Annotated in this window: 18 protein-coding genes; 5 read left to right on the top strand and 13 right to left on the bottom strand. The window is 53.8% G+C overall.

What is annotated here, in order from left to right:
• Positions 1 to 37: 37 nt before the first annotated feature.
• From AWM70_RS21425 to AWM70_RS21405, 5 genes are all read right to left on the bottom strand, one after another.
• A complete protein-coding gene (locus AWM70_RS21425) occupies positions 38 to 418 on the bottom strand; it encodes a RidA family protein (protein ID WP_068699858.1) in 381 nt (126 codons plus the stop codon).
• Positions 419 to 475: 57 nt separating this feature from the next.
• On the bottom strand, positions 476 to 1,900 hold the full coding sequence (locus AWM70_RS21420) for an ATP-binding protein (RefSeq protein ID WP_237167779.1): 1,425 nt from the start codon (positions 1,898 to 1,900) through the stop codon (positions 476 to 478).
• Positions 1,901 to 2,119: 219 nt separating this feature from the next.
• Entirely contained in the window at positions 2,120 to 2,398 is a 279-nt protein-coding gene (locus AWM70_RS21415) for a hypothetical protein (protein ID WP_068699856.1), read from the bottom strand.
• A 37-nt stretch (positions 2,399 to 2,435) separates the two neighbouring features.
• A complete protein-coding gene (locus AWM70_RS21410) occupies positions 2,436 to 2,636 on the bottom strand; it encodes a CsbD family protein (protein WP_068699854.1) in 201 nt (66 codons plus the stop codon).
• A 226-nt stretch (positions 2,637 to 2,862) separates the two neighbouring features.
• Positions 2,863 to 4,194, bottom strand: a complete 1,332-nt coding sequence (locus AWM70_RS21405; RefSeq protein ID WP_237167942.1) for an HD domain-containing phosphohydrolase — start codon at positions 4,192 to 4,194, stop codon at positions 2,863 to 2,865.
• A 385-nt stretch (positions 4,195 to 4,579) separates the two neighbouring features.
• On the opposite strand from AWM70_RS21405, the gene AWM70_RS21400 reads away from it, so the two are divergent.
• From AWM70_RS21400 to AWM70_RS21380, 5 genes are all read left to right on the top strand, one after another.
• The gene (locus AWM70_RS21400) at positions 4,580 to 6,214 is read left to right on the top strand and encodes a potassium/proton antiporter (RefSeq protein ID WP_068699852.1); all 1,635 of its coding nucleotides are present in this window, start codon (positions 4,580 to 4,582) and stop codon (positions 6,212 to 6,214) included.
• Positions 6,215 to 6,459: 245 nt separating this feature from the next.
• Positions 6,460 to 7,377, top strand: a complete 918-nt coding sequence (locus tag AWM70_RS21395; protein ID WP_335582136.1) for an FMN-binding protein — start codon at positions 6,460 to 6,462, stop codon at positions 7,375 to 7,377.
• Between the two features lie 64 nt (positions 7,378 to 7,441).
• Complete coding sequence (locus AWM70_RS21390; RefSeq protein WP_083180481.1) at positions 7,442 to 9,400, top strand: NAD(P)/FAD-dependent oxidoreductase; 1,959 nt, start codon at positions 7,442 to 7,444, stop codon at positions 9,398 to 9,400.
• Between the two features lie 201 nt (positions 9,401 to 9,601).
• Positions 9,602 to 10,072, top strand: a complete 471-nt coding sequence (locus tag AWM70_RS21385) for a hypothetical protein (protein WP_068699850.1) — start codon at positions 9,602 to 9,604, stop codon at positions 10,070 to 10,072.
• Positions 10,073 to 10,151: 79 nt separating this feature from the next.
• On the top strand, positions 10,152 to 11,132 hold the full coding sequence (locus AWM70_RS21380) for a polyprenyl synthetase family protein (RefSeq protein ID WP_068699848.1): 981 nt from the start codon (positions 10,152 to 10,154) through the stop codon (positions 11,130 to 11,132).
• Positions 11,133 to 11,604: 472 nt separating this feature from the next.
• On the opposite strand, the gene AWM70_RS21375 is transcribed toward AWM70_RS21380, so the two are convergent.
• The 8 genes from AWM70_RS21375 to AWM70_RS21340 all read right to left on the bottom strand — a co-directional run bounded on the left by AWM70_RS21375 (position 11,605) and on the right by AWM70_RS21340 (position 19,935).
• A complete protein-coding gene (locus tag AWM70_RS21375; protein WP_068699846.1) occupies positions 11,605 to 12,153 on the bottom strand; it encodes a P-loop nucleotide/nucleoside kinase family protein in 549 nt (182 codons plus the stop codon).
• 192 nt (positions 12,154 to 12,345) lie between these two features.
• On the bottom strand, positions 12,346 to 13,218 hold the full coding sequence (locus AWM70_RS21370; RefSeq protein ID WP_068699844.1) for a UbiA-like polyprenyltransferase: 873 nt from the start codon (positions 13,216 to 13,218) through the stop codon (positions 12,346 to 12,348).
• A 4-nt stretch (positions 13,219 to 13,222) separates the two neighbouring features.
• The gene (locus tag AWM70_RS21365; protein ID WP_083180480.1) at positions 13,223 to 14,602 is read right to left on the bottom strand and encodes an aspartate aminotransferase family protein; all 1,380 of its coding nucleotides are present in this window, start codon (positions 14,600 to 14,602) and stop codon (positions 13,223 to 13,225) included.
• Positions 14,599 to 16,575, bottom strand: a complete 1,977-nt coding sequence (locus AWM70_RS21360; RefSeq protein ID WP_068699842.1) for a peptidase U32 family protein — start codon at positions 16,573 to 16,575, stop codon at positions 14,599 to 14,601. The genes AWM70_RS21365 and AWM70_RS21360 overlap by 4 nt, the downstream gene beginning before the upstream one ends.
• 66 nt (positions 16,576 to 16,641) lie before the next feature.
• Positions 16,642 to 17,433, bottom strand: coding sequence for an energy-coupling factor transporter transmembrane component T family protein (locus AWM70_RS21355; protein WP_068699840.1), 792 nt, complete (start codon positions 17,431 to 17,433; stop codon positions 16,642 to 16,644).
• A complete protein-coding gene (locus AWM70_RS21350) occupies positions 17,430 to 18,518 on the bottom strand; it encodes an ATP-binding cassette domain-containing protein (RefSeq protein ID WP_068699838.1) in 1,089 nt (362 codons plus the stop codon). The genes AWM70_RS21355 and AWM70_RS21350 overlap by 4 nt, the downstream gene beginning before the upstream one ends.
• A complete protein-coding gene (locus tag AWM70_RS21345; protein ID WP_083180479.1) occupies positions 18,494 to 19,378 on the bottom strand; it encodes an ATP-binding cassette domain-containing protein in 885 nt (294 codons plus the stop codon). The genes AWM70_RS21350 and AWM70_RS21345 overlap by 25 nt, the downstream gene beginning before the upstream one ends.
• A complete protein-coding gene (locus AWM70_RS21340) occupies positions 19,378 to 19,935 on the bottom strand; it encodes a Gx transporter family protein (RefSeq protein WP_068699836.1) in 558 nt (185 codons plus the stop codon). The genes AWM70_RS21345 and AWM70_RS21340 overlap by 1 nt, the downstream gene beginning before the upstream one ends.

The raw sequence follows: 19,935 nt of genomic DNA, 5'->3' as shown, positions 1-19,935 counted from the left end.
AGGTTTCGGTATCCCCGTTTAGTGTTCCGGGACGGACTTATTTCTTGAGTGCGATAACTTCGATCTCCACCAGCGCATCTTTCGGAAGACGGGCGACCTCAACGGCGCTGCGCGCCGGGTAAGGCTCGGTGAAGAAGGTGCTGTAGACCTCGTTCATGTTCACGAAGTCATTCATGTCTTTCAGGAAAACGGTTGTCTTCACAACCTGGTCCAGCCCGCTTCCGGCAGCTTCCAAAATAGCTTGTACATTACGCAGGGATTGAGCCGTTTGTGCGGCAACTCCATCAGCCAACGCACCGGTTGCAGGATCCATGCCCAATTGACCTGAGGTATAAACCAAATCCCCGATGGAAACCCCTTGCGAATACGGGCCGATCGCTCCAGGGGCGTTTGTTGTGGCGATAACTGATTTCTTCATGGCTAAGATCCCATCCTTTACTTAACGATTATTCAAACTATAGACAGGGTTATTGTATCATTTCAGCGGCAGGAAAAGCGAGAAGGTACTGCCCAGTCCCTGCTTGCTGTCCATACGGATAAATCCGCCCAGCAAGCGGGCCAGATCCCGGCTGATGGACAACCCGAGGCCGGTTCCCCCATATTTGCGGCTGATCGTTCCATCTGCCTGCTGAAAGGCTTCAAAGATGGTATGATGCTTGTCCTCCGGAATTCCAATCCCGGTATCTTGAACTTCAAACACAATCCAGTCTCCCCGGACCTGATCGCGCTGCTCCGACCTCCGCATCGTCAGGCTGACTTCGCCTTGGGAGGTGAATTTAAAGGCGTTCGACAGCAAATTCCGCAGAATCTGCTGTACCCTTTGGCCATCGGTATACATCGTCTTCGGCAGGCTCTCATCGCGATGAACCCGAAATTGAATCCCCTTCCGCTGGGCCAGCAGCTCAAAAGGCAGATAGACCAGATCGGGAATCTCGCAAATGCTGATCTCTTCCTGTGTAATTTCCAGACGGCCCGCTTCCACCTTCGACAGATCCAGAATATCATTGATCAGCTGAAGCAGCTCTTGTCCGGACTTGTATATAATTTCGCCGTATAGAGCTGTTTCCTCATCCGCCTGTTGATCCCGCTCGCCGTCCTTGCTTGTTCCGTTCTCTGAAATCAGCTGCGCCAAATTAATAATGCTGTTCAGCGGCGTTCTGAGCTCATGAGACATGTTGGCTAGAAATTCCGACTTATACTGGGAGGCCAGCATCAGCTGCTTGGCCCGCTCCTCAAGTACAATTTTGGCTTTATGGAGCTCCTCTGTCTGCCGCATCATCAAGGTGTTGGTTTCCTTCAGCTCCTGATTGCGTCTTCGTTCCAGCTGCGAATCTCGGAACATAAAGACAAACCCGGTGCTGAGAGCTGTGCCCATAAGCAGGGTCCCTGGAACGATATGAACCATATAGAAATTGAAAGGAATGACTCCTAGAACCGCAATGTTCAGCTGATTGACTACGTTGATAATAACAATAAAAACAAAAGCCTGAATGCTGTAGCCTGTCCGATGACGTATAAACCACAATTTCAGCAGCGCCGCCACAACCCCCAAAATGATCATATTCGTGCATCCTGCCAAGGAGGCAGCATTGATACCGAATAACAAGCGGCACAGCCCAACTCCCGCTCCGACAAACACAATCGTGTAAGGTTTCTTGTAGCTGAGCGCGGCGATGATCAGCGGAACAAACCGAAGATCAAAGATCACATCCTCCCCAAGCTCAAAGCCGAAATACATGGATGCGTATGCGGAGAAGAAAATCAGCAGCAAGGAAACGACATATTTGATTTTGCCCGGAGCAACTATCAAGACGTACTTATAAACCAGATTAGCCAGGTAGGCGATAGTGACCAGAATACTTAAATTTATAGCAAACGCGTTTCCCATGTCATTATTCATTCATCCTATCACTCCCGGCTGCATGCAGAAGCTGCTAAGAATACCGCTGCCTGTTATGCCAGCGAACTTAGTTTCTGCACCTTATATTTAATCCAAATTGCAGCTAGATTTCCGAGAATACGGCTAAAAAAAACAAAAAGTAACAATTTGTAACATATTACATTTATCCTATCATATCATGAAGCCGTGCCTCGGAACAGATCAAAAAGACGCGAATCTTTAAGCCCGATTCGCGTCTTTGCTTAGAAAGGCCGGCAGCGACAAATGCGGCCACCTTATTTTCCGTTCCCTTCTGCTTTTACGTTCAGTCCGCCTGTCAAAGGCGGCTTCCTCCAGCTTCTCATCTGACGGGTCGGCCGGCGCCTCCGCTGAAAGCTCCTCTTCAGGCAGCATATAATACCTGCGGTGATAGGTGCTGATCATATCCCCTTGAACCGTTACTACATAATCATTATGCAGCTCCAATAATCTGCCTTCTGCCACATGGGACTTGTACATGCGAAATCGCCTCTATTCGCTGATGTTCCCGGGGGCTTTATCCCCGGCTCCGCACCCAGTTGTCAAATTCCTTCTCAGCAGTTTCCTTGCTGTGCCCATACCGCTCCTGGAGTTTGCCAACCAGTTTGTCTTTCTCACCGGCGATAACATCCAGATCATCGTCGGTCAGATCTCCCCATTGCTTCTTGGCTTCACCTTTCAACTGGTTCCATTTGCCTTTCAACACGTTGTGATCCATGTCCAGTCACTCCTTTGTTTATCAGCAGATTGCAAGATCAGCCAGCTTTCTATTTCTTTATTAACCCGCTGATTTTCCCCTGAACCTGAGCCCCTGCTCCTTTGTTTCCTTGAGATCGACCGATCAGCCTCACATAAAAGAAATGCGGAGCACTTCCGCAGCCGGCTCAGGTTGTCTTCGGAAGTGCTCCGCGTCTTAAGGAACCCGCACATTCGGACGGACTCCATTAATCATTATTTCTCTTCTGCCTGTAATCCTCTACAAAAAGCCCTGCAAAATAGGGATCCCACTGCGTTCCCCGGCCTTTCTCCAAAATGCCGATTGCGGTGTCCGTATCCATCCCTTTGCGGTACGGCCTGTCGGAAGTCATGGCGTCAAAGGCATCGGCTACGGCAATTATCCGGCCAAACAGCGGAATTTCGTCCCCTTTGAGATGATCCGGGTATCCAAGCCCGTCATACCGTTCATGATGGGATCTTACTCCCGGCAGGATCGGGGCCATAGCATCCACCGGTTCGATCCGCTGCAAAATCATTTCGCCCTGCACCGGATGCTGCTGAATTTGATGAAACTCATCCTCTGTCAGAACACCATCCTTGAGCAGCACGGCGTCGCGTGTACCAATCTTGCCGATATCATGCAGCAGAGCCGATTTCCGGAGTTCATCCATCATCTGTTCAGGCAGCCTCGCCAGCATGCCGATATGCACCGCATATTCAGCTACTCTTTGCGAATGGCCGGCTGTATAGGGATCCCGGGCGTCGAGCGCTGCCGCAAGCGTAGAGAAATAACTTTCAATCAGTTGTTCGCTCCGGGCATTTTGCAGCTTGATCCCCTCAAGCATATGATTAAACCCTGAGATGAGTTTGGCAAATTCATCCGCAAACAAGTCCTTCGCCTGAATATTCATATCACCGGACTTCACCTTGTCCATCATCTCATATAGATGTAGAATCGGACGTTCCATTTCCCTGGCAAGCAGCCTGGAACCGATGTAGGAGAAAGCCAGTCCTGCGGCTAAAGTCATTGCGGCCAGCTGCCAGTAAACGCTGCCCGCTTGTTCCCAGCCGCCAAACCCGATCTGGATGACAATCCCATAGAGCAAAAGCGGGAAAATGCCGATCATAAATGCCCCAAGCTGGAACTTGTAGCGGATGGACATCATCACCTGTCCTTCAAGTGAAATTCGGCGCCCGTAATTTCGTTCACTGATCTGAAACGCTTCGATAATCAGCGGCCTCGAAGCCCATGAGATCAAATAATATTCGATGAGTGCCTGCAGAAAGGCCATGAATACGGCGCATATTCCGCCGATTACTAGGAAACAAACCGGAAGGGCAAGGAATTTCTTATAGATAAGCCAAAACGTAAGAGCGATCACCGGAAAAGAGAAACCAGCCATTCGGGGACCGGCAATACGTTTGACCGTCAGAAACGGGAGACGGTGAATCTGCATGTAGATTTCGCGGAATTCCGGCCAAGGAAGAGGCTCCTTCTTAAATAGCCGGCTTGCCGGTTTCGTATCTCTTATAAATACCAGAATATCCAGAATCGTCATAATCACGGCAGAAACCAAAAAAACCGAAGACAGCCAAGCTAACTGACTACGCGGAATGTGCAGACTGCTAAAAACAAGAAGGCCTCCAAGACTGACCATAAACAGGAATGAGCCTATTAGGTAAGTTATATAGAGTCTTTGCATAAATTTCCGGTAGACTTCCAAAGGCACGTTCCTTCTTTCCGCAGTCTAGTAATAATGAAGCCGCTACTATAACTATTATCGGTTTAGAGCCCGTTTTTATTGACAAAAAAGCCCTTTCTTTTGACAGGTAAAACCTTCCCCCCCCCTTGCGATCCGGGTTGCTTGTTTCGCCCCTCTCCTGTTTCGTCTAATTACGTATATAGATTGAGATAGGAAAGCCATAAGATAAGGGGCTGCTTCTATGGAATTGACCATATTAACTGAACAAATCGTGATCCTTTTGGCTGTTTTGCTGCTAGTCGGGGTAGTAGCGACCAAATTCTCCAGCAAATTCGGACTGCCCGCTCTGGTCTTTTTTATTGCGGCAGGCATGATCCTCAGCCGTTTTGTATATTTTGACAATCCCTTCCTGACCCAGCTTGTCGGCACCCTGGCGCTGGTTGTGATTCTGCTGGACGGCGGGATGCAGACCAAATTCGTGACCATCAAGCCGATCATCGGTTCGGCGCTTTCGCTGGCCACGGCCGGCGTCGTCGTTACCACTGTGCTTATCGGATTTGCTGCCCATTATATCCTGAATGTATCTCTGGCAGAAGGAATGCTGTTTGGGGCCATTGTCGGTTCTACGGATGCCGCTGCCGTATTCTCCGTATTGAGCGGCAGGAACATCAAAGAACGGATTACTTCGACGTTGGAAGCCGAGTCTGGCAGCAACGATCCGATGGCCGTTTTTCTCACCGTTACTTTGATCAGCTGGATTCAGAATCCGGAACAAGAAATATGGGAGCTGCTGTTGTCCTTCGTCCTGGAAATGGGGATCGGTCTGGCTGCCGGCCTGCTGCTTGGCTGGATTGCCGTCAAAAGCATCAACCTGATCAACTTTGACTCCTCCGGCCTATACCCTGTCATGGCGGTTGCCTTCGCTGTCCTTACTTACGGGCTGACCTCCGTTGCCCACGGCAGCGGACTGCTTGCCGTCTACGTCATGGCCCTCGTGCTGGGAAACAGCGACCTGACTTACCGGCAATCCATTTTACAATTCAACAAAGGTTTCGCCTGGATTATGCAGATTACGATGTTCACCCTGCTGGGACTTCTTGTCTTCCCTGCAGATCTGCTCGGCATCTTTCTGCCCGGACTGGTCTTGTCCCTGACCCTCATGCTTATAGCCAGACCGGCAGGTGTGCTCGCCGCCCTGCTGTTCTCCAAATTCAAGTTTCGGGAACAATTGCTGTTATCCTGGGCCGGGCTAAGGGGCGCCGTGCCCATCGTGCTGGCTACTTACCCGCTGCTTGCCGGCCTTGAGCACGGCCAGTTATTTTTTAACGTGGTTTTCTTTGTTATTCTGACATCGGCAGCCGTTCAAGGCCCTACCATCTCCCCTCTGGCCCGCAGGCTTGGCCTTTCCGAGGAAGGGAGCGGGCACGGGCATTCCCTGCTGGAGCTGGTCTCTCTGGGGAAAACGCGCTCGGAGATTAACCATATCCACATTCATGCCGGGATGAAGGCGGTCGGCCGGCCGATCCGCGAGCTTGGGCTGCCCCAAAATGTCTTGGTTACAGCCATCATCCGCGGGGAACAAATCGTTACTCCACTGGGCGAAACGGTTATTCAGGAAGGAGATACGCTGTACATTTTAGGCCCAAAAGCCGAACGGGCCAGCATCAAGAAGGTCTTCAGCTTCCAAGATACCTCGCTCAGCCCGGTCTCCCCGGAGCCCGAATTGATTCCGGACCCGACGCCCAAAGCCGCCAAGGAGAACGTGGAATGGCCAAGGGCCGGGACGGAAACGGAGACAGAGAAGGAGAAGGAGAAGGAACTGGAGACGGATGAGCCGCAAACCCAGGACCCACCGCTGGAAAGGCTCAAGAAATAAGGCAAACATCTCCATTTGACTCACCATTATTTAATGGGAGAACCCTGTCCGCAAGCGGCAGGGTTCCATTTATCACATCACATGTGATTTATTTCACATATTTATTACAATTTGATATGATAAGATGCCATCGAACAAGTAGAAAAGGCTGTGCCTTTGCAATCAGTATACCGGATTATACGGCCTCCAGAGGCTGAATGATCCGTCATCAGCCTTATATTTCAATATGTTGGAGGTCAAGACTTATGAACATGAAGAAAACATCCGTAGTGATCAGCAGTGCGCTGCTGATTGGCCTGCTCGCAGGCTGCGGCGACAACAACAGCAATTCGGCGAGCAATAATGCGGCCCCTTCCGCTTCTGCCGATGCTTCCCAAAACGCCGCTAACAGCTCAAATGCAAGCGCAAGCGTTGACCAGGGGCAATACAAAGACGGCACTTATTATGCCATCGGCGAGCCTGATACTGAAACCGGCTGGCAATATTACGTGCTCCTTAACGTCAGCGGAGGCAAAATTACAGACGTCAACTGGAATGGTATCAACAAAGACATCGGTCCGGACAAGGTGACTTATTCCAAAGAAGGCAAATACGGCATGAAAGCCGGAGGCGCCTCCTCGGAATGGCACGAACAAGCCGAGAAAGCCGATCAGTTCCTGATCGAGAAGCAGGATCCCAAGGCGATCACCGTTAAAGACGATGGAACAACGGACGCTATTTCCGGTGTATCCATCCATGTCGGAGACCTCGTGAATCTGGCTGAAAAAGCGCTCAGTGCCGGTCCTATCCAAATGGGCCCCTATAAAGACGGCACTTACCATGCCGAAGGCGACAGCTTTGACCCTGAAACCGGCTGGAAGGAAACAACCGACCTTGTCATCGCCGGAGGAAATATCATTCATGCCAACTTCAGCGGTGTTAACGAGAAAGGCGAAGACAAAAAAGCCTATTCCATCGCTGGCAAATATGGCATGAAAGCTGGAGGCGCCGCTGCCGAATGGCATGAGGAAGCCGAGAAAGCAGAAGCTTTCCTGGTGGAGAAACAGGATCCGGCAGCCGTTACCTTCAAGGATGACGGAACGACGGATGCCATCTCCGGCGCTTCGATCCACTTGAAAGATTATTTTGATATGGCAGCCAAGCTGCTGGAACAAGCAAAATAAAGGGTTTTTCCGGGGAAGTCCGGATTGATTGGAGAGACCAGCTCAAATAGAAAAGGTGAGTATAATGAAGAAAATCGTAATTCTTGGCGGCGGCTACGGCGGTGTCGTAACCGGCAAGCACCTGGCCAAAAAGTTCAAGAAAAACCGTGATGTACAAATTCAGCTGATTGACCGCAACCCTTATCATACCCTGCTGACCGAGCTGCATGAGGTTGCTGCGAACCGGACACCGGAAGACGCCATCCGGATCGAACTGAAAAAGATGTTCGAAGGACGAAACGTAGATGTCGTGCTTGATAATATTGAATCCATCGACTTTAAGGCGAACCAGCTGCGCTCTGCCGAAGTCACCTACGATTACGATTATCTTGTTATCGGTACCGGCTGTAAACCATCCTTCTTCGGGATTCCGGGTGCAGAGGAAAATGCTTTGACGCTTTGGTCTTACGAAGATGCCATCCGCCTCAAGGAGCAGGTCCGCACGATGTTTGGCCTGGCTTCCAAAGAAACCGACGCAGGTAAACGCCGCAAAATGCTTAGCTTTGTTGTCGTAGGTGCGGGCTTTACAGGCATTGAGCTGATCGGCGAGCTGTCCGAATACCGCGACGAGCTTTGCCGGGAATACAACTTCAACCGGGCGGACGTTCGTTTGGTGGTTGCCGATATGGCGCCAAAAATTCTGCCGATTCTGCCGGATAAGCTGATTGAGAAATCGGCCCGTTATCTGGAGAAACGCGGCGTCGAGATCATTACCAGCGCCAAAATTACCGGCGTAAACAAAGGCAGTGTTGTGCTGGGCGAACAAGAGCTGGAAGCGGACACGATCGTCTGGACTGCAGGCGTCGAAGGCTCGGATCTGGTCGGCAATCTGGATGTCCAGCAGCAAGGACGCAAACGGATCGTCACCAACGACAAGCTGCAAAGCGTTGATCATGATAACGTTTATATCGTCGGCGACAATATCTTTTTCATTCCGGAAGGCGAAACCCGCCCCGTGCCGCAAATGGTTGAAAATGCCGAGCAGGCCGGACCGATTATCGCCCATAACATTCATGCGGAAATTACCGGCCAGCCGAAGAAATCTTACAAGCCTGGCTTCCACGGCACGATGGTCAGCATCGGCAGCCGTTACGGCGTAGCCAATGTAGGCATGCCGAACAAAATGTTCCAGGTCAGCGGCTTCCTGGCCATGTTCTTCAAACATATGATCAACCTATATTATCTGTTCACCGTAGCCGGCTTCAACAAGGTTTGGACTTACATGATGCACGAGTTCTTCCATGTGAACAACCGCAGAAGTTTTGTGGGCGGGCATTTCTCGAAACGCTCCCCGAACTTCTGGCTGTTGCCGCTTCGTCTGTTCGTCGGCTACAAATGGCTTTCGGAAGGTTTGGATAAGCTGCCTAAAGTCTGGAATCATCCGAACACGATCTTCCTGATCCCGGCATCTTCCAAAGCCGCTGACGCCACTTCCGCAGCCAGTGAAGCCGCCGGTGCTGTCTCAACAACCGTTGATGCCCAAAGCGCCGCTTCCGCTGTCGGAAGCGCCAAGGAAGCGGTTGAAGCCATGCCTGTTCCGCATTTCATCACCAATATGGTAAACGGGTTTATGGATATCTTTTTCTATCATTCAGACGGCAGCTTTACCGCTCTCGCCAGCGTGTTCCAGTTCTGCATGGTGCTTGCAGAGCTCGCCATCGGCGTTCTGCTGATCGTCGGCCTGTTCACGGCTATCAGTTCTATTGCTACCGTTGGCCTCGGCGTCATGATCTGGTCCTCCAGCATGGCCTCGACGGAAATGCTGTGGTACCTGGCCGCAGGCATTGCCCTGATCGGCGGATCCGGCAGCGTATTCGGCCTGGATTACTATGTACTGCCTTGGCTGAAGAAACACTGGAAAGGCATTCCGCTTGTCCGGAAATGGTATCTCTATACCGAAGAAGGTCCGGAGCTCGGCGCCCTGCGCAAACCGGCGCTTCCAGCATCGGGAAGCAAATCCGCTTCAGCTGGACAATCGAAATAATCGGGCAGGCTGCCAAATGAGTAGGAAAAAGCCGGAGCCGTGCGGAACTCCGCACGGCTCTTTCTATATTCGGGCCGAGCGATTTTGATGGATCCTGAAACACGGTGATCTTGATTTACGTAATATGAATTAGATGGAACCCCTGTTAATAGGTTCGGGTCCGAAAGGCCCGTGTCCCGCGAAGGAAAGGAGCGACTAACGATGAATAACAGTCTTATCCAGGACGCCTCAAGGCTCCTGCAAACCCAGTTGGCGCCGGAATCCGGCATTGCCCCGGAGGCCTCGGAGGTCTCACAGCTGCTTAGTGATGCCGCCCGGATTTTGGCGGCCAGCCCGCTGCCTCCCCTTCGCTCGGCACGGATTCTCGCCCTTTATTTAGCCGTACGGCTGGCTATGAAATACCACGAGGAATGCGCGAATGCAGAAAGCCGGCTGGCCCGGAATCTGCTGGATGGCGATTATCTATATAGCTTGTACCTGGATTTGGCCCTGAAATGGGAGGAATATGATTTTGTGGCCCTGCTGGCTCCGGCTATCAAAAAGGTGCAGATCGGCCGGGCTGAAGGGCGGCCACAAGATGAACTGCTGGTTCAAGGTTTGTCCCGTTTTGTCCGTACTGAAAACAAAATGCTGCAGGAAGCAGCCCAGCCGCTGGCCGCCGAAGCCATGTAGCCGAAGCCATGTAGCGGAAGCCATGCAGCAGAAGCCCTTCAGTTGAAGGCTCTCGCAATCTTGAAAGGAGAGAAACGTTATGAAGCTCAATGAAGCCCTTCAGATCCACCTGCCATCCGTCGACCGGGAGATTGTTAACATCGTGAAGCATGATCCCGACGTCAGCCGCTCCTCTGTTGTAGCTGAAGCCATCACTTCGCTGATCGCTTCAGGCGGCAAACGGCTCCGTCCGCTGATGGTCATTGTCGGCAGCCGGTTCGGACCGTCTTCCGACAAGAAGAAAATCTGGCGGCTGGCCGCGGCGGCCGAGTTCATTCATGCGGCTTCGCTGATTCATGACGATATGCTCGACAATTCCCCTCTCCGCCGCGGGCGTCCGGCCACCCATACGCAGACCGGCATTTATCCGGCCGTGCATATCGGCAGCTACATGTCTGCCCGGGTGGTCGAGCTGATTGCCGAGTATTCGGCCGACCGCAAACGTTATGTGTTCGACCTCTCTTCGGTGGCGACCAGCAAGCTTTGTCTCGGGGAATACCAGCAGCTGAAACACGCTTATGACTATGACTTGACACTCGATCAATATCTGGAGAAGTCGCGCAATAAAACCTCCCTGCTTATGGCGGCCTGCCTGCGCATCGGTGCCCAGGCGGCAGGCGCGGACGAAGCCGCTGCAGGCAAGCTGTACGAGTTCGGCGACAAGCTCGGCCTGTCGTTCCAGATCCGTGACGACCTGCTGGACTTCACGGGAACGGAGGAGCAGCTCGGCAAACCGGCGGGCAGCGACCTCCGCAGCGGCCAGGTCACGCTGCCGGTGCTGTTTGCGCTGGAGGATGCAGAGCTTGCGCCGCGCATCCGGCGGATCGGGCCGGAGACGCCGCAGAGCGAAGTCGAAGGCGTGGTCGCTGCGATCAAGAGCAGCGGCAGTCTGGAGCGAGCCGAAGCGTACAGCGTTCGGCTGCTCGAGGAAGCCCGGCAGATTGCCGCCGGGCTGGAGAGCTTTGAGGCGCAGAGGGACCTGTTCACGCTGCTCGATTATTTTGGCTGCCGGAGCCATTAGCAGCGGCTGAGTGAATGCGCGGCTGTCCGTGTCCAGAGTTAATTCAGGTTAATTAAGGTCAAATCAGGCACGGCAGCAGGCAGCAGAATCGGGGGACGGAGCCGCTATGGAGGCTCTCCTCCCGGCACCAAATGAAAGCCGAAGTTTCCGCGGATGCGGGACTTTGGCTTTGTTTTTTTTGCATAGGATCGAACAGGATGCAGAGCAGACCAACTGGGGTATAGTGTAGGGATAGAGTATAGAGGTAAAGGGTTATGCAAGCCCATCCTTGTTGAACGAACTTCTACACTCGTGAAAATGGGAGTAAACTATCCAATCATGACAACCCGGTCCGCGAGATTCATCATCCCGGCAATCAGTTTACTGGCGCCATTATTGTCTTTATGGATTCCCTGGTATGAACGAATTGACGAGGGGCCTTATAGGCTGGGATTCAACTATCGTTCCGCGTCTGTTTAACTTTTGTTTCACATCATAATGTGAGTAAAGAAGATTTCTTTTCAATCACAGCTTTTATTGTTGAAACACTTTGTTCTATTGATTGATTTGTTGTGTCAATAATATTGGATTCATAGGGACCCAAATTATTAAATTGCTCCCACATTTTTTCTACCAATTCAATGTTGGCATCTTCGTCCAATTTAGAACGATTGATTGCTCGTTTCATTGTTTCTTCTTTAGCTGCTCTTAAGATAATGTAATGTACTTCATAATTGTCGTGTACGGCTTTTAACCACGGCTCTAAGAACCAGGGACCAACAATTCCATCTATAATCACATCGAATCCACCACGTGCAAAACGTTTTGCAGCCTCCAAAAAAGCTTCAATAACAATTAAGTTTTGTTCTTGTGATTCTGGTAAAAATGGAGGTATTGCCCCCTTTTGAATATAGTGATAGAAATCATCCGTGTGCATATGTACCGACTTTAGTAAAATAGACGCTTTAGCAACAATGGATGCCGTTGTACTTTTACCAGTCCCTGGTGAACCCGTAATGATAATAATTCTGCCTTGTTTCATAGATACTCCCCTTTATTAAAGGTAAATGAAAACAACACCCTTCTACTAACCTGTCCAAATAGTTTGTTGAAGTAACAGTAAATTCTATTTTACCTCATCTAACTAAGTAGCAGCAATTTTTACGAAAATAGCGTTCCCAAAAGAAAAAGTGCAGCAGATGCCGCACTCTTCTTTGTTGTTTCTTATCCGGCTTTAAGAGATAAAATAATCCACCAGAGTGAAAGCCAGAATCGTCATGCTGATGACCTGGTTCAGGTTGTAGGAGGCGATTTTCATCAGCTTCGGATTGGTTGGTTTGATCAGGTTATGCTCCGTCAGGAGCAGCAGCACGGCGATTGCGATGCCGATCAGGTAAAGCCAGCCCAGTCCTTGCCAGACATAAAGGAACAGCAGCAGGAACACCATGATGGCATGCATGCCTTTGGCGATCCAAAGAGCGTTGTGCAGGCCGAAATAACTCGGTATCGACCACAAGCCGATCGAACGGTCAAATTCGATGTCCTGGGTGCCGTAGATGACGTCAAAACCGGCGATCCAAAGCATGACCACGGTGCCGAGCACAAACGGCGTGAACGCAAAATGTCCCGTAACAGCGAACCAGGCGCCGATTGGCGCAGAGGCAATGACAAAGCCCAGGTACAGATGGCTGAGATACGTAAACCGTTTCGTATAGGAATACGACGAAATCAGAAAGATGGCCACGGGCGAAAGCGCCAGGCAAAGCGTGTTCAGCATGGCGGATGCGCCGATAAAGATCGCGTAATTGACGGCTACAAATATCAGCACTTCCTTCGAGCGCAGCTGCTTGCGCGGCATGTGACGCCCGGCGGTGCGCGGGTTCATGGCGTCGAAGGTTTGATCGGCGACCCGGTTAAAGGCGTTGGCCCCGTTCCGGGCCGCCACCAGTGCAATGAGCCCCCATAACATCGTCCGCCCGGACGGGATGCCGTGGGCCGCCCATACCATGGAGATCACCGCAAACGGCAGGGAGAACAAGGTATGGGAAAACATGACCAGCTCGCCGAACAGCTTTGCCTTGCGGTAGACAAGCGACAGGGTGGACATGCCGTCACCGCCCTTCTCGATTGGCTGGAGCTGCAGAGGTAGGGAATGGCCCGGATGATTCGCCGGCAGCCGCTTCCTTCGCTCCCGATTCCACTCCCTGCTCCTCCAGAGCGGCAAGCTCCGCGGCCAGCGCGGTCAGCATGCCCGCAATGTCCGCCGCCGATATGACGAGCGGCGGCTGGAAGGCCAGCACGTTGCGGCCGACGCCGTTTTTGCCGATCAGATAGCCTTGGTTCTTCATGCCTTCCAGCAGATCGTCGGTCAGCCGGGCTCCCAACTCCGGCCGGTCTTCGGCGATGCCAAGCCCCATCATCAGGCCTTCGCCCCGGACATCCGTTATGATCTCTGGAAACTCGGCGGCCAGCCGTTCGAGTCCTTCGCGCAGCTGTGCGCCAAGCTCCTCCGAACGCTGTACCAGCCGGTGGCCTTCGATAAAGTCCAGCACCGCGATGGCGGTCGCCGACGACACAGGGTTGCCGCCGAATGTCGACGCGGACGGACGGTCCAGGCTGGCCGCGATTTCGCTGGTCGTGCAGAATGCCGCGACCGGGATGCCGCTGCCCAGCCCTTTGGCGACCGTAACAATGTCGGCGGTGACACTCCAGCGGTCCATCGCAAACATGCGGCCGGTCCGGCCGAACCCCGTCTGGATTTCGTCCGCGATCAGCAGCACGCCGTACTGCCCGAGCAGACGTTTCACCTCGGGGAAATACCACGCCGGCGGCACCACGATGCCGCCGTTGCCCTGGATCGGCTCCGCGATCATGGCGGCGAACTCGCCGCCCCGCTCCGCGAGCAGCGCCTCCAGCGCCGCCAGCGAACGCCGCGCCGCTGCCTCGTTGTCCCCGCCCTGCTCAAACGGGCGCGGGATAAAAGCCACATCCTGATCCTTCGCCAGCTCCGGATCCGTCCGCCACATGGCCATACCCGTTACGCTCATCGTCAGGTACGTCCGGCCGTGCAGGCCGTTCTCGAGCGCAATGAACTTGCGGCGGCCCGTGTGCATCCGGGCCAGCAGCAGCGCGCCTTCGTTGGCCTCCGAGCCGCTGTTGCAGAAAAAGCTGCGGCTGATGTCCCCCGGCAGGACAGCCGCCAGCCGCTCGGCGAGCTCAACATTTTGCTCGGTCAAATAAATCGTGCACGTATGCTGCAGCTCGCGCAGCTGAGCCGCCGTTTTGGCCGCAACGTAAGGGTTGCAGTGACCGCAGGACGCGACCGAAACCCCGGCGTAGAAGTCGGTGTAACGGACGCCGTCATGGCCGTACAAATACTGCATCGAACCTCTGACCAGCTGCGGCGGCTTGCGGTAGAAATGACTGGTGCAGGGATAGAAATACTTCTGTCTCTTCTTAACGATCGCTTCAGGTCCAATAAATGCAGTCATGCCAGCACCTCCGTTCTTGCTTCTGCTCCTCTGGTCGTACCGTTAAAATGCAGCGCTCCCGCGGTATAACCCGCATAGATCGGCTTAAGCGCCGCAAACTCCTCGCCGGCGGTATCCGGACGATCCAGCGCACGCCGGTAAGCAGCAACGACCTCGGACAAATGTCCGATATTGCGGTAAGCGGCCCCTTCAATCCGGAAGTGGGTTAACCCGGCTTCCAGCAGCTCCTTGACGGCCGGAAGCAGGCACAGCTCCTTCGCCATCATCAGATGACAGCGGCCGTGCGTGTCGCGGTACACGGGATTTTCCCCTTTATCCGTCATCAGCACAAGCACATCATTTGGCACGTATTCATTATCTTCCTGAGCCATCGGCTGGAAGACCTCGGCATTTTCATACAGATCATGTTCCATGTACATCAGCGCCGGAGAACCGTGCACAATGGCCTCTATCGGTCCCCGGCTGCTGCGCAGCAGCTCGGCCAGCTCCTCAAGCGGGGCTTCCATGGACAGGGTGAAGCGCTCCAGCCCTCTGTCCCGGTAAAAGTCGCCGGACGTCTGATTCAAAATGTTGAGGTTGTAATCCCCGATCATCGGATATCCTGCGGAAGCGAAGCGGCGGATAGCCCCGATATTCGTCACCAGGATGCCGTCGATCGGCAGCCGCTCCCCTCTCAGCAGCGCATCATATTGGGCAAAATGCAGCTCCCGCATCATGCGGGGCAGACCCAGGTACAGCTTGGCTGCGCCTTTCAGCGCTCCCAGCTCCTTGATTTGGGCTTTCGTAAAAGGACGGTCAGGCTCAAACACATCGCCGGACAGGTAGATATGATCAGCGCCGGCAGCCAAAGCGGCTTTAGCCTGCTCCATGTTGTTCACATGCACGGACAATTCGCCGCGCAAGGCGCCCGTTATCTCCCGTTTCTCCTCCGCCAGACGGCTGCGAATCTGGCTGATCCGCTCCTCCTCCAGCTCGCGTTCGGCTGTTGGCGTGCTGAATACTTTACCCGTGCTGTAAAATTTTCCGGTTCCCTCATACCGCCGGTTGATGAAATCCAGGCCCGGACGCCCAAAGGCATAAGCCGTCGAGAAGTCCCGTTTGCGATGCTCGAACAAGGAAGGCGTGTCTACACTGCGTTCGAAGCCGACAGGATCGTCGAGATAGCGGTCGATCGCATCGCTGTAGCTGCGGACGAGCATCTGCACAAATTCGGCGTCCCGCATCCGGCCTTCGATTTTGAAGGAGGTGATTCCGCCCTGTATCAATTCGGGAATATGCTCGTACATAAACATATCTTTGGCCGCCAGCGGGTATTCGGTTGGATACACGTTGCCGTCCTTTTTCACGCGGTATTCCCACCGGCACGGCTTCAGGCAGCGTCCCCGGTTCGAGCTGTTGCCGAAGATGGCGGAGCTGAAATAACAGTTCGCCCCATGCACACTGCACATATCGCCGTGGATGAAATATTCAAGCTCCATATCCGTAGCCAGCAACAGCTCCCGGGTCGTATGCAGGTCCATTTCGCGGGAGGTCACCACACGTGTTACGCCCAGCTCTTTCAGGGCAAGCACCATTTCGATATTGTGGGCGTTCATCATCACCGAGGAGTGGACTTTCAGCTTGAGACCCAGCTTGCGGATCAGGGACAACACGGCAAAATCCTGCACAATCAAGGCATCGGGTCCGATTTCGTCCAAATACTTCAGGTAATCGGCGGTCTCCTGCATTTCTTGTTCGTTCAGCATATTGTTGACGGTGACGTAGACTTTTTTGCCGAGAGAATGGGCAATTTGAATGGCTTCCGCCATTTCCTCCAGCGTGAAATTGTAGCCCTTCCTCATCAGCCGCATATTTAATGAAGGTCCGCCGAAATAGACGGCGTCGCAGCTTTCTTGGATGATCTGCTTGAATATTTCAAAGGTCCCTGCCGGAGCCAGAAGCTCCACTTCCCTGCCGTTAAAAAATCTTGCCATTCCGATCTCCCCCATATCTCATGTTCTCATGTCATCTTCTTGTTTCGTTTTCTTCCGGGCTTCCTTTTATACCAACAGCACAACGGCCAGCAACAGAACGTGAAGGGCAACAAATCCACTTTCTCTTGCGCCCCATGATGGCTCGTAATATTCCGTCCGCGGCGCATCTAGGACGAATCCGCGTGCCTCCATGGAAATGACCAGCTCCTCCGCCCGTCTAAAGGCTCCAACGGTTACTGGAACAAGCAGCGAAATCAGCATTTTCGCTTTCTCACGCAGCGGCAGCTCTCTAAGATCGGCGCCCCGGGCCGCCTGCGCTTTCAGAATCCTCTGGCTTTCCTCCAGAATGGTCGGAATGAAGCGCAGCGCAAGGCCCGCCATCAGCGTCAGCCGCCGGACCGGCAGCTTCAGCCGGGCGAACGGCTTAAGCATGCCGTCCAGTCCCTGGTTAAGCCTGCCCGGCGTAGTTGTGAAAGTAAGCAGTGCGGTGAAGGAAATAAACAGCGCCATTCGCAGCACCGACAGCCCGCCCGCGCTGAGCCCTCCTCCGGACACCAAAAGCGGTCCGGCCTGAAGCAGCACCTTGCCCTGCGAGACGGTCAATACCTGCAGGATGAAAATAAACACCATCAGCAGCCTCAGCGGTTTGGCCGCCTTGGCGTAATATTTATAAGGGATACGTGTAGCCGCCATAAGGATCAAGGAGAACAAGGCGGCCAGCAGCAGTGCTGCCCAGGAGCGAAGCGCGATGATCGCTGCGGCATAGACCAGCATCGCGGTCAGCTTGGCCCGCGGGTCCAGACCGTGAATCCAAGATCCCGTATCTATCGTTCGGCCGATCAGCAGCTTGCTTCTCATCCTCCTGCACCTCCCGAAATCTCTATTGGAATTGGAATAGCAGCAAGATGGGGCTTAAGCTTGAGGGATCGGCCCACTCCATCAGCTTTATTGACGCCGCCGGTGCTATTACCGCCAAATTCATTAATACCGTTAATGTTCTTGCCGTTCATGTTGTTCATATCGTTAACCTCTACGCCACTGCCAGATTCGACCTTCTCTGCATCGGCCTTCTCCTGCCTCTGTCCCTTTGGTTTCAGCAGTTTCGCCGTCAGCTCAGCCAGCGCAGCGGCCGTAAAGACCGGCTGTTCGTTACGCAGATCAAAATGCTCATCCAGCCGATGCCACCAATGCATACACTCCGGCAGCTCTAAACCCTCCGCCTCCAGCACCGGCAGCTTACGCACCATTTCTGCCGCCGTGCCCTGAAACAAGCTGCTGCCTTCCTTCATCAGAATCCAGCGGTCTGCATAGGGCAGCAGTTCATCCATCCGGTGCGTCACAACGATCACCGTTTTGCCCTGCTCCCGGCAGAGCTTCAGCAGCAGCTCGGTCAGCTCGCCGCGGCTGGCCGGGTCCAGCGAAGCCCCCGGTTCATCCAAGACCAGGATGTCCGGGTCCATCACCAGCACCGCAGCGATAGCCGCTTTGCGCATCTGACCGCCGCTTAATTCAAAAGGGCTTCGGCTGAGCAGCTCTTCCGGCAGCCCGATCTGCCGCAGCGCCCTCACGGCTCGCTGCTTGGCTTCTGCAAGCGGCAGCCCGAAGTTTAAGGGGGCAAAACACAAATCCTGTTCCACCGTCTCTGCAAACAGCTGATGCTCGGGGAACTGGAAGACCAGCCCCACCCGGCGCCTAAGCTCCTTGAGCTTCGGGGATTTGGTTCCGGCTTGAAGCACGGTGTCCAACACCTGGATGCGGCCTGCCGACGGCTCCAGCAGTCCGCCGAACATCTGCAGCAGCGTTGATTTGCCGCAGCCTGTAGGCCCAGCTACCGCCGTAAAGCTGCCCGGTTCGATCTGCAGATTCACCTCACTCAGCGCCTGCTGGCGAAGCAGCGTCTTATCATCATAAGCGAAACTTACATTCTCGAAAGTAGCGGACATAGGATCTCCTCCAGCGATCCGTCCTTCAAAGAGTTTGAAAGCCGGATTCCATAATCGCCAAGCGCCTGCTGCATCTGTATCCGGAATGGACGCGACAGCCGGCAGGCCGCAAGCAAATCCTCCCTGGCAAACAGCCCTTCCGGCCGCAGGTCCTCCCGGATGCCGCCGTTGTCCAACACAAGCACACGGTCGCTCTGAAGCACTTCATCGGGATCATGTGTAATGGAGAGGAGGGTATAATTCCCCGATGCCCTTAAATCCTTCAGCACCTGAAGCAGTTCTTTGCGGGATTTCTCGTCCAGCATGGAGGAGGCCTCGTCAAAAATCACCAGCTTTGGCTGCATCGCCAGCACCGAAGCGATAGCCACCCGCTGCTTCTGCCCGCCTGACAGCTCTCCCGGATGCTTGTGCAGCAGGGCCTCAATCCCCAGCTTCCGGGCATATTCGGCCACCCGGCTCCGCATTTCACAGCGCGGCAGACATTGGCCTTCCAGCCCAAAAGCTATGTCTTCCTCCACTGTGGATCCAATAAACTGGTTCTCCGGATTCTGGAACACCATTTTGACTTTACGACACAGCCGGTGAGCCGACAGCGGCGTCAAAACTTCCCCTTCGATCCAGATCTGCCCGGCCTGCGGTCTGAGCAGCCCGCCGAGCAGCTTGGCCAGGGTTGATTTGCCGCACCCGTTGGGGCCGACCAGGCTGACCCAGCTTCCAGCCTCCAGGCTGCCCGCCGCGTTCAGCAGAACGGGATATTCACGTTTTTTCCCATAAGCGTAAGACAATTGCTCAAACTTCAGGACAGGCTCCGTAGTGCCGGAAACAGGAGCTGTTTCTTGGCCTGCACGGTTGGTCTCCATCACGCATCCACTCCCAGAAAACCTTCAAATAAAGACAGCTTAGCCAGCGCAGGCACCAGCACCCTGACCGCAATTCCCACCACAATCCCTGTACCGAGTCCCAGCAGCACCAGCATGGGCAGATAATAGAACACTACCGAGGAGCGAATGACGATGGATGCCGCCGCAAGCTGCCCGAAGTTATGGGCGATTCCGCCCGCCACGCTGATGCCGATCAGGCTGAGCCTGCCCCTGCCAAGCTTAAGCAACAGCCACATGACGCCAAAGCTGAACAGTGCTCCAAGAAAGCTGAACAGGAAGCTGGAGAACGTGCCAAAGATAAAGGAAGTAAGCAGAGTTTTTAGAACCACCACAACAAAGGCATCTCTGCCCCGCATAAAATAAAGACAAGTCAGCACCATAATATTAGCGAGTCCCAGCTTGGCTCCCGGCACCGAAACATTGATCGGAACCAGCGTTTCAAGCAAACTGAGCACAACGGCTACAGCGGCAAAAATAGCGATAATCACCGTTCTCCTGAGCGCCAGCCCGGTTTCTTCATGCTGCAATGACGGCAT

The organism is Paenibacillus yonginensis (assembly GCF_001685395.1).
GTDB lineage: Bacteria > Bacillota > Bacilli > Paenibacillales > Paenibacillaceae > Fontibacillus > Fontibacillus yonginensis.
This window is presented reverse-complemented; position numbering and strand designations above follow the sequence as displayed.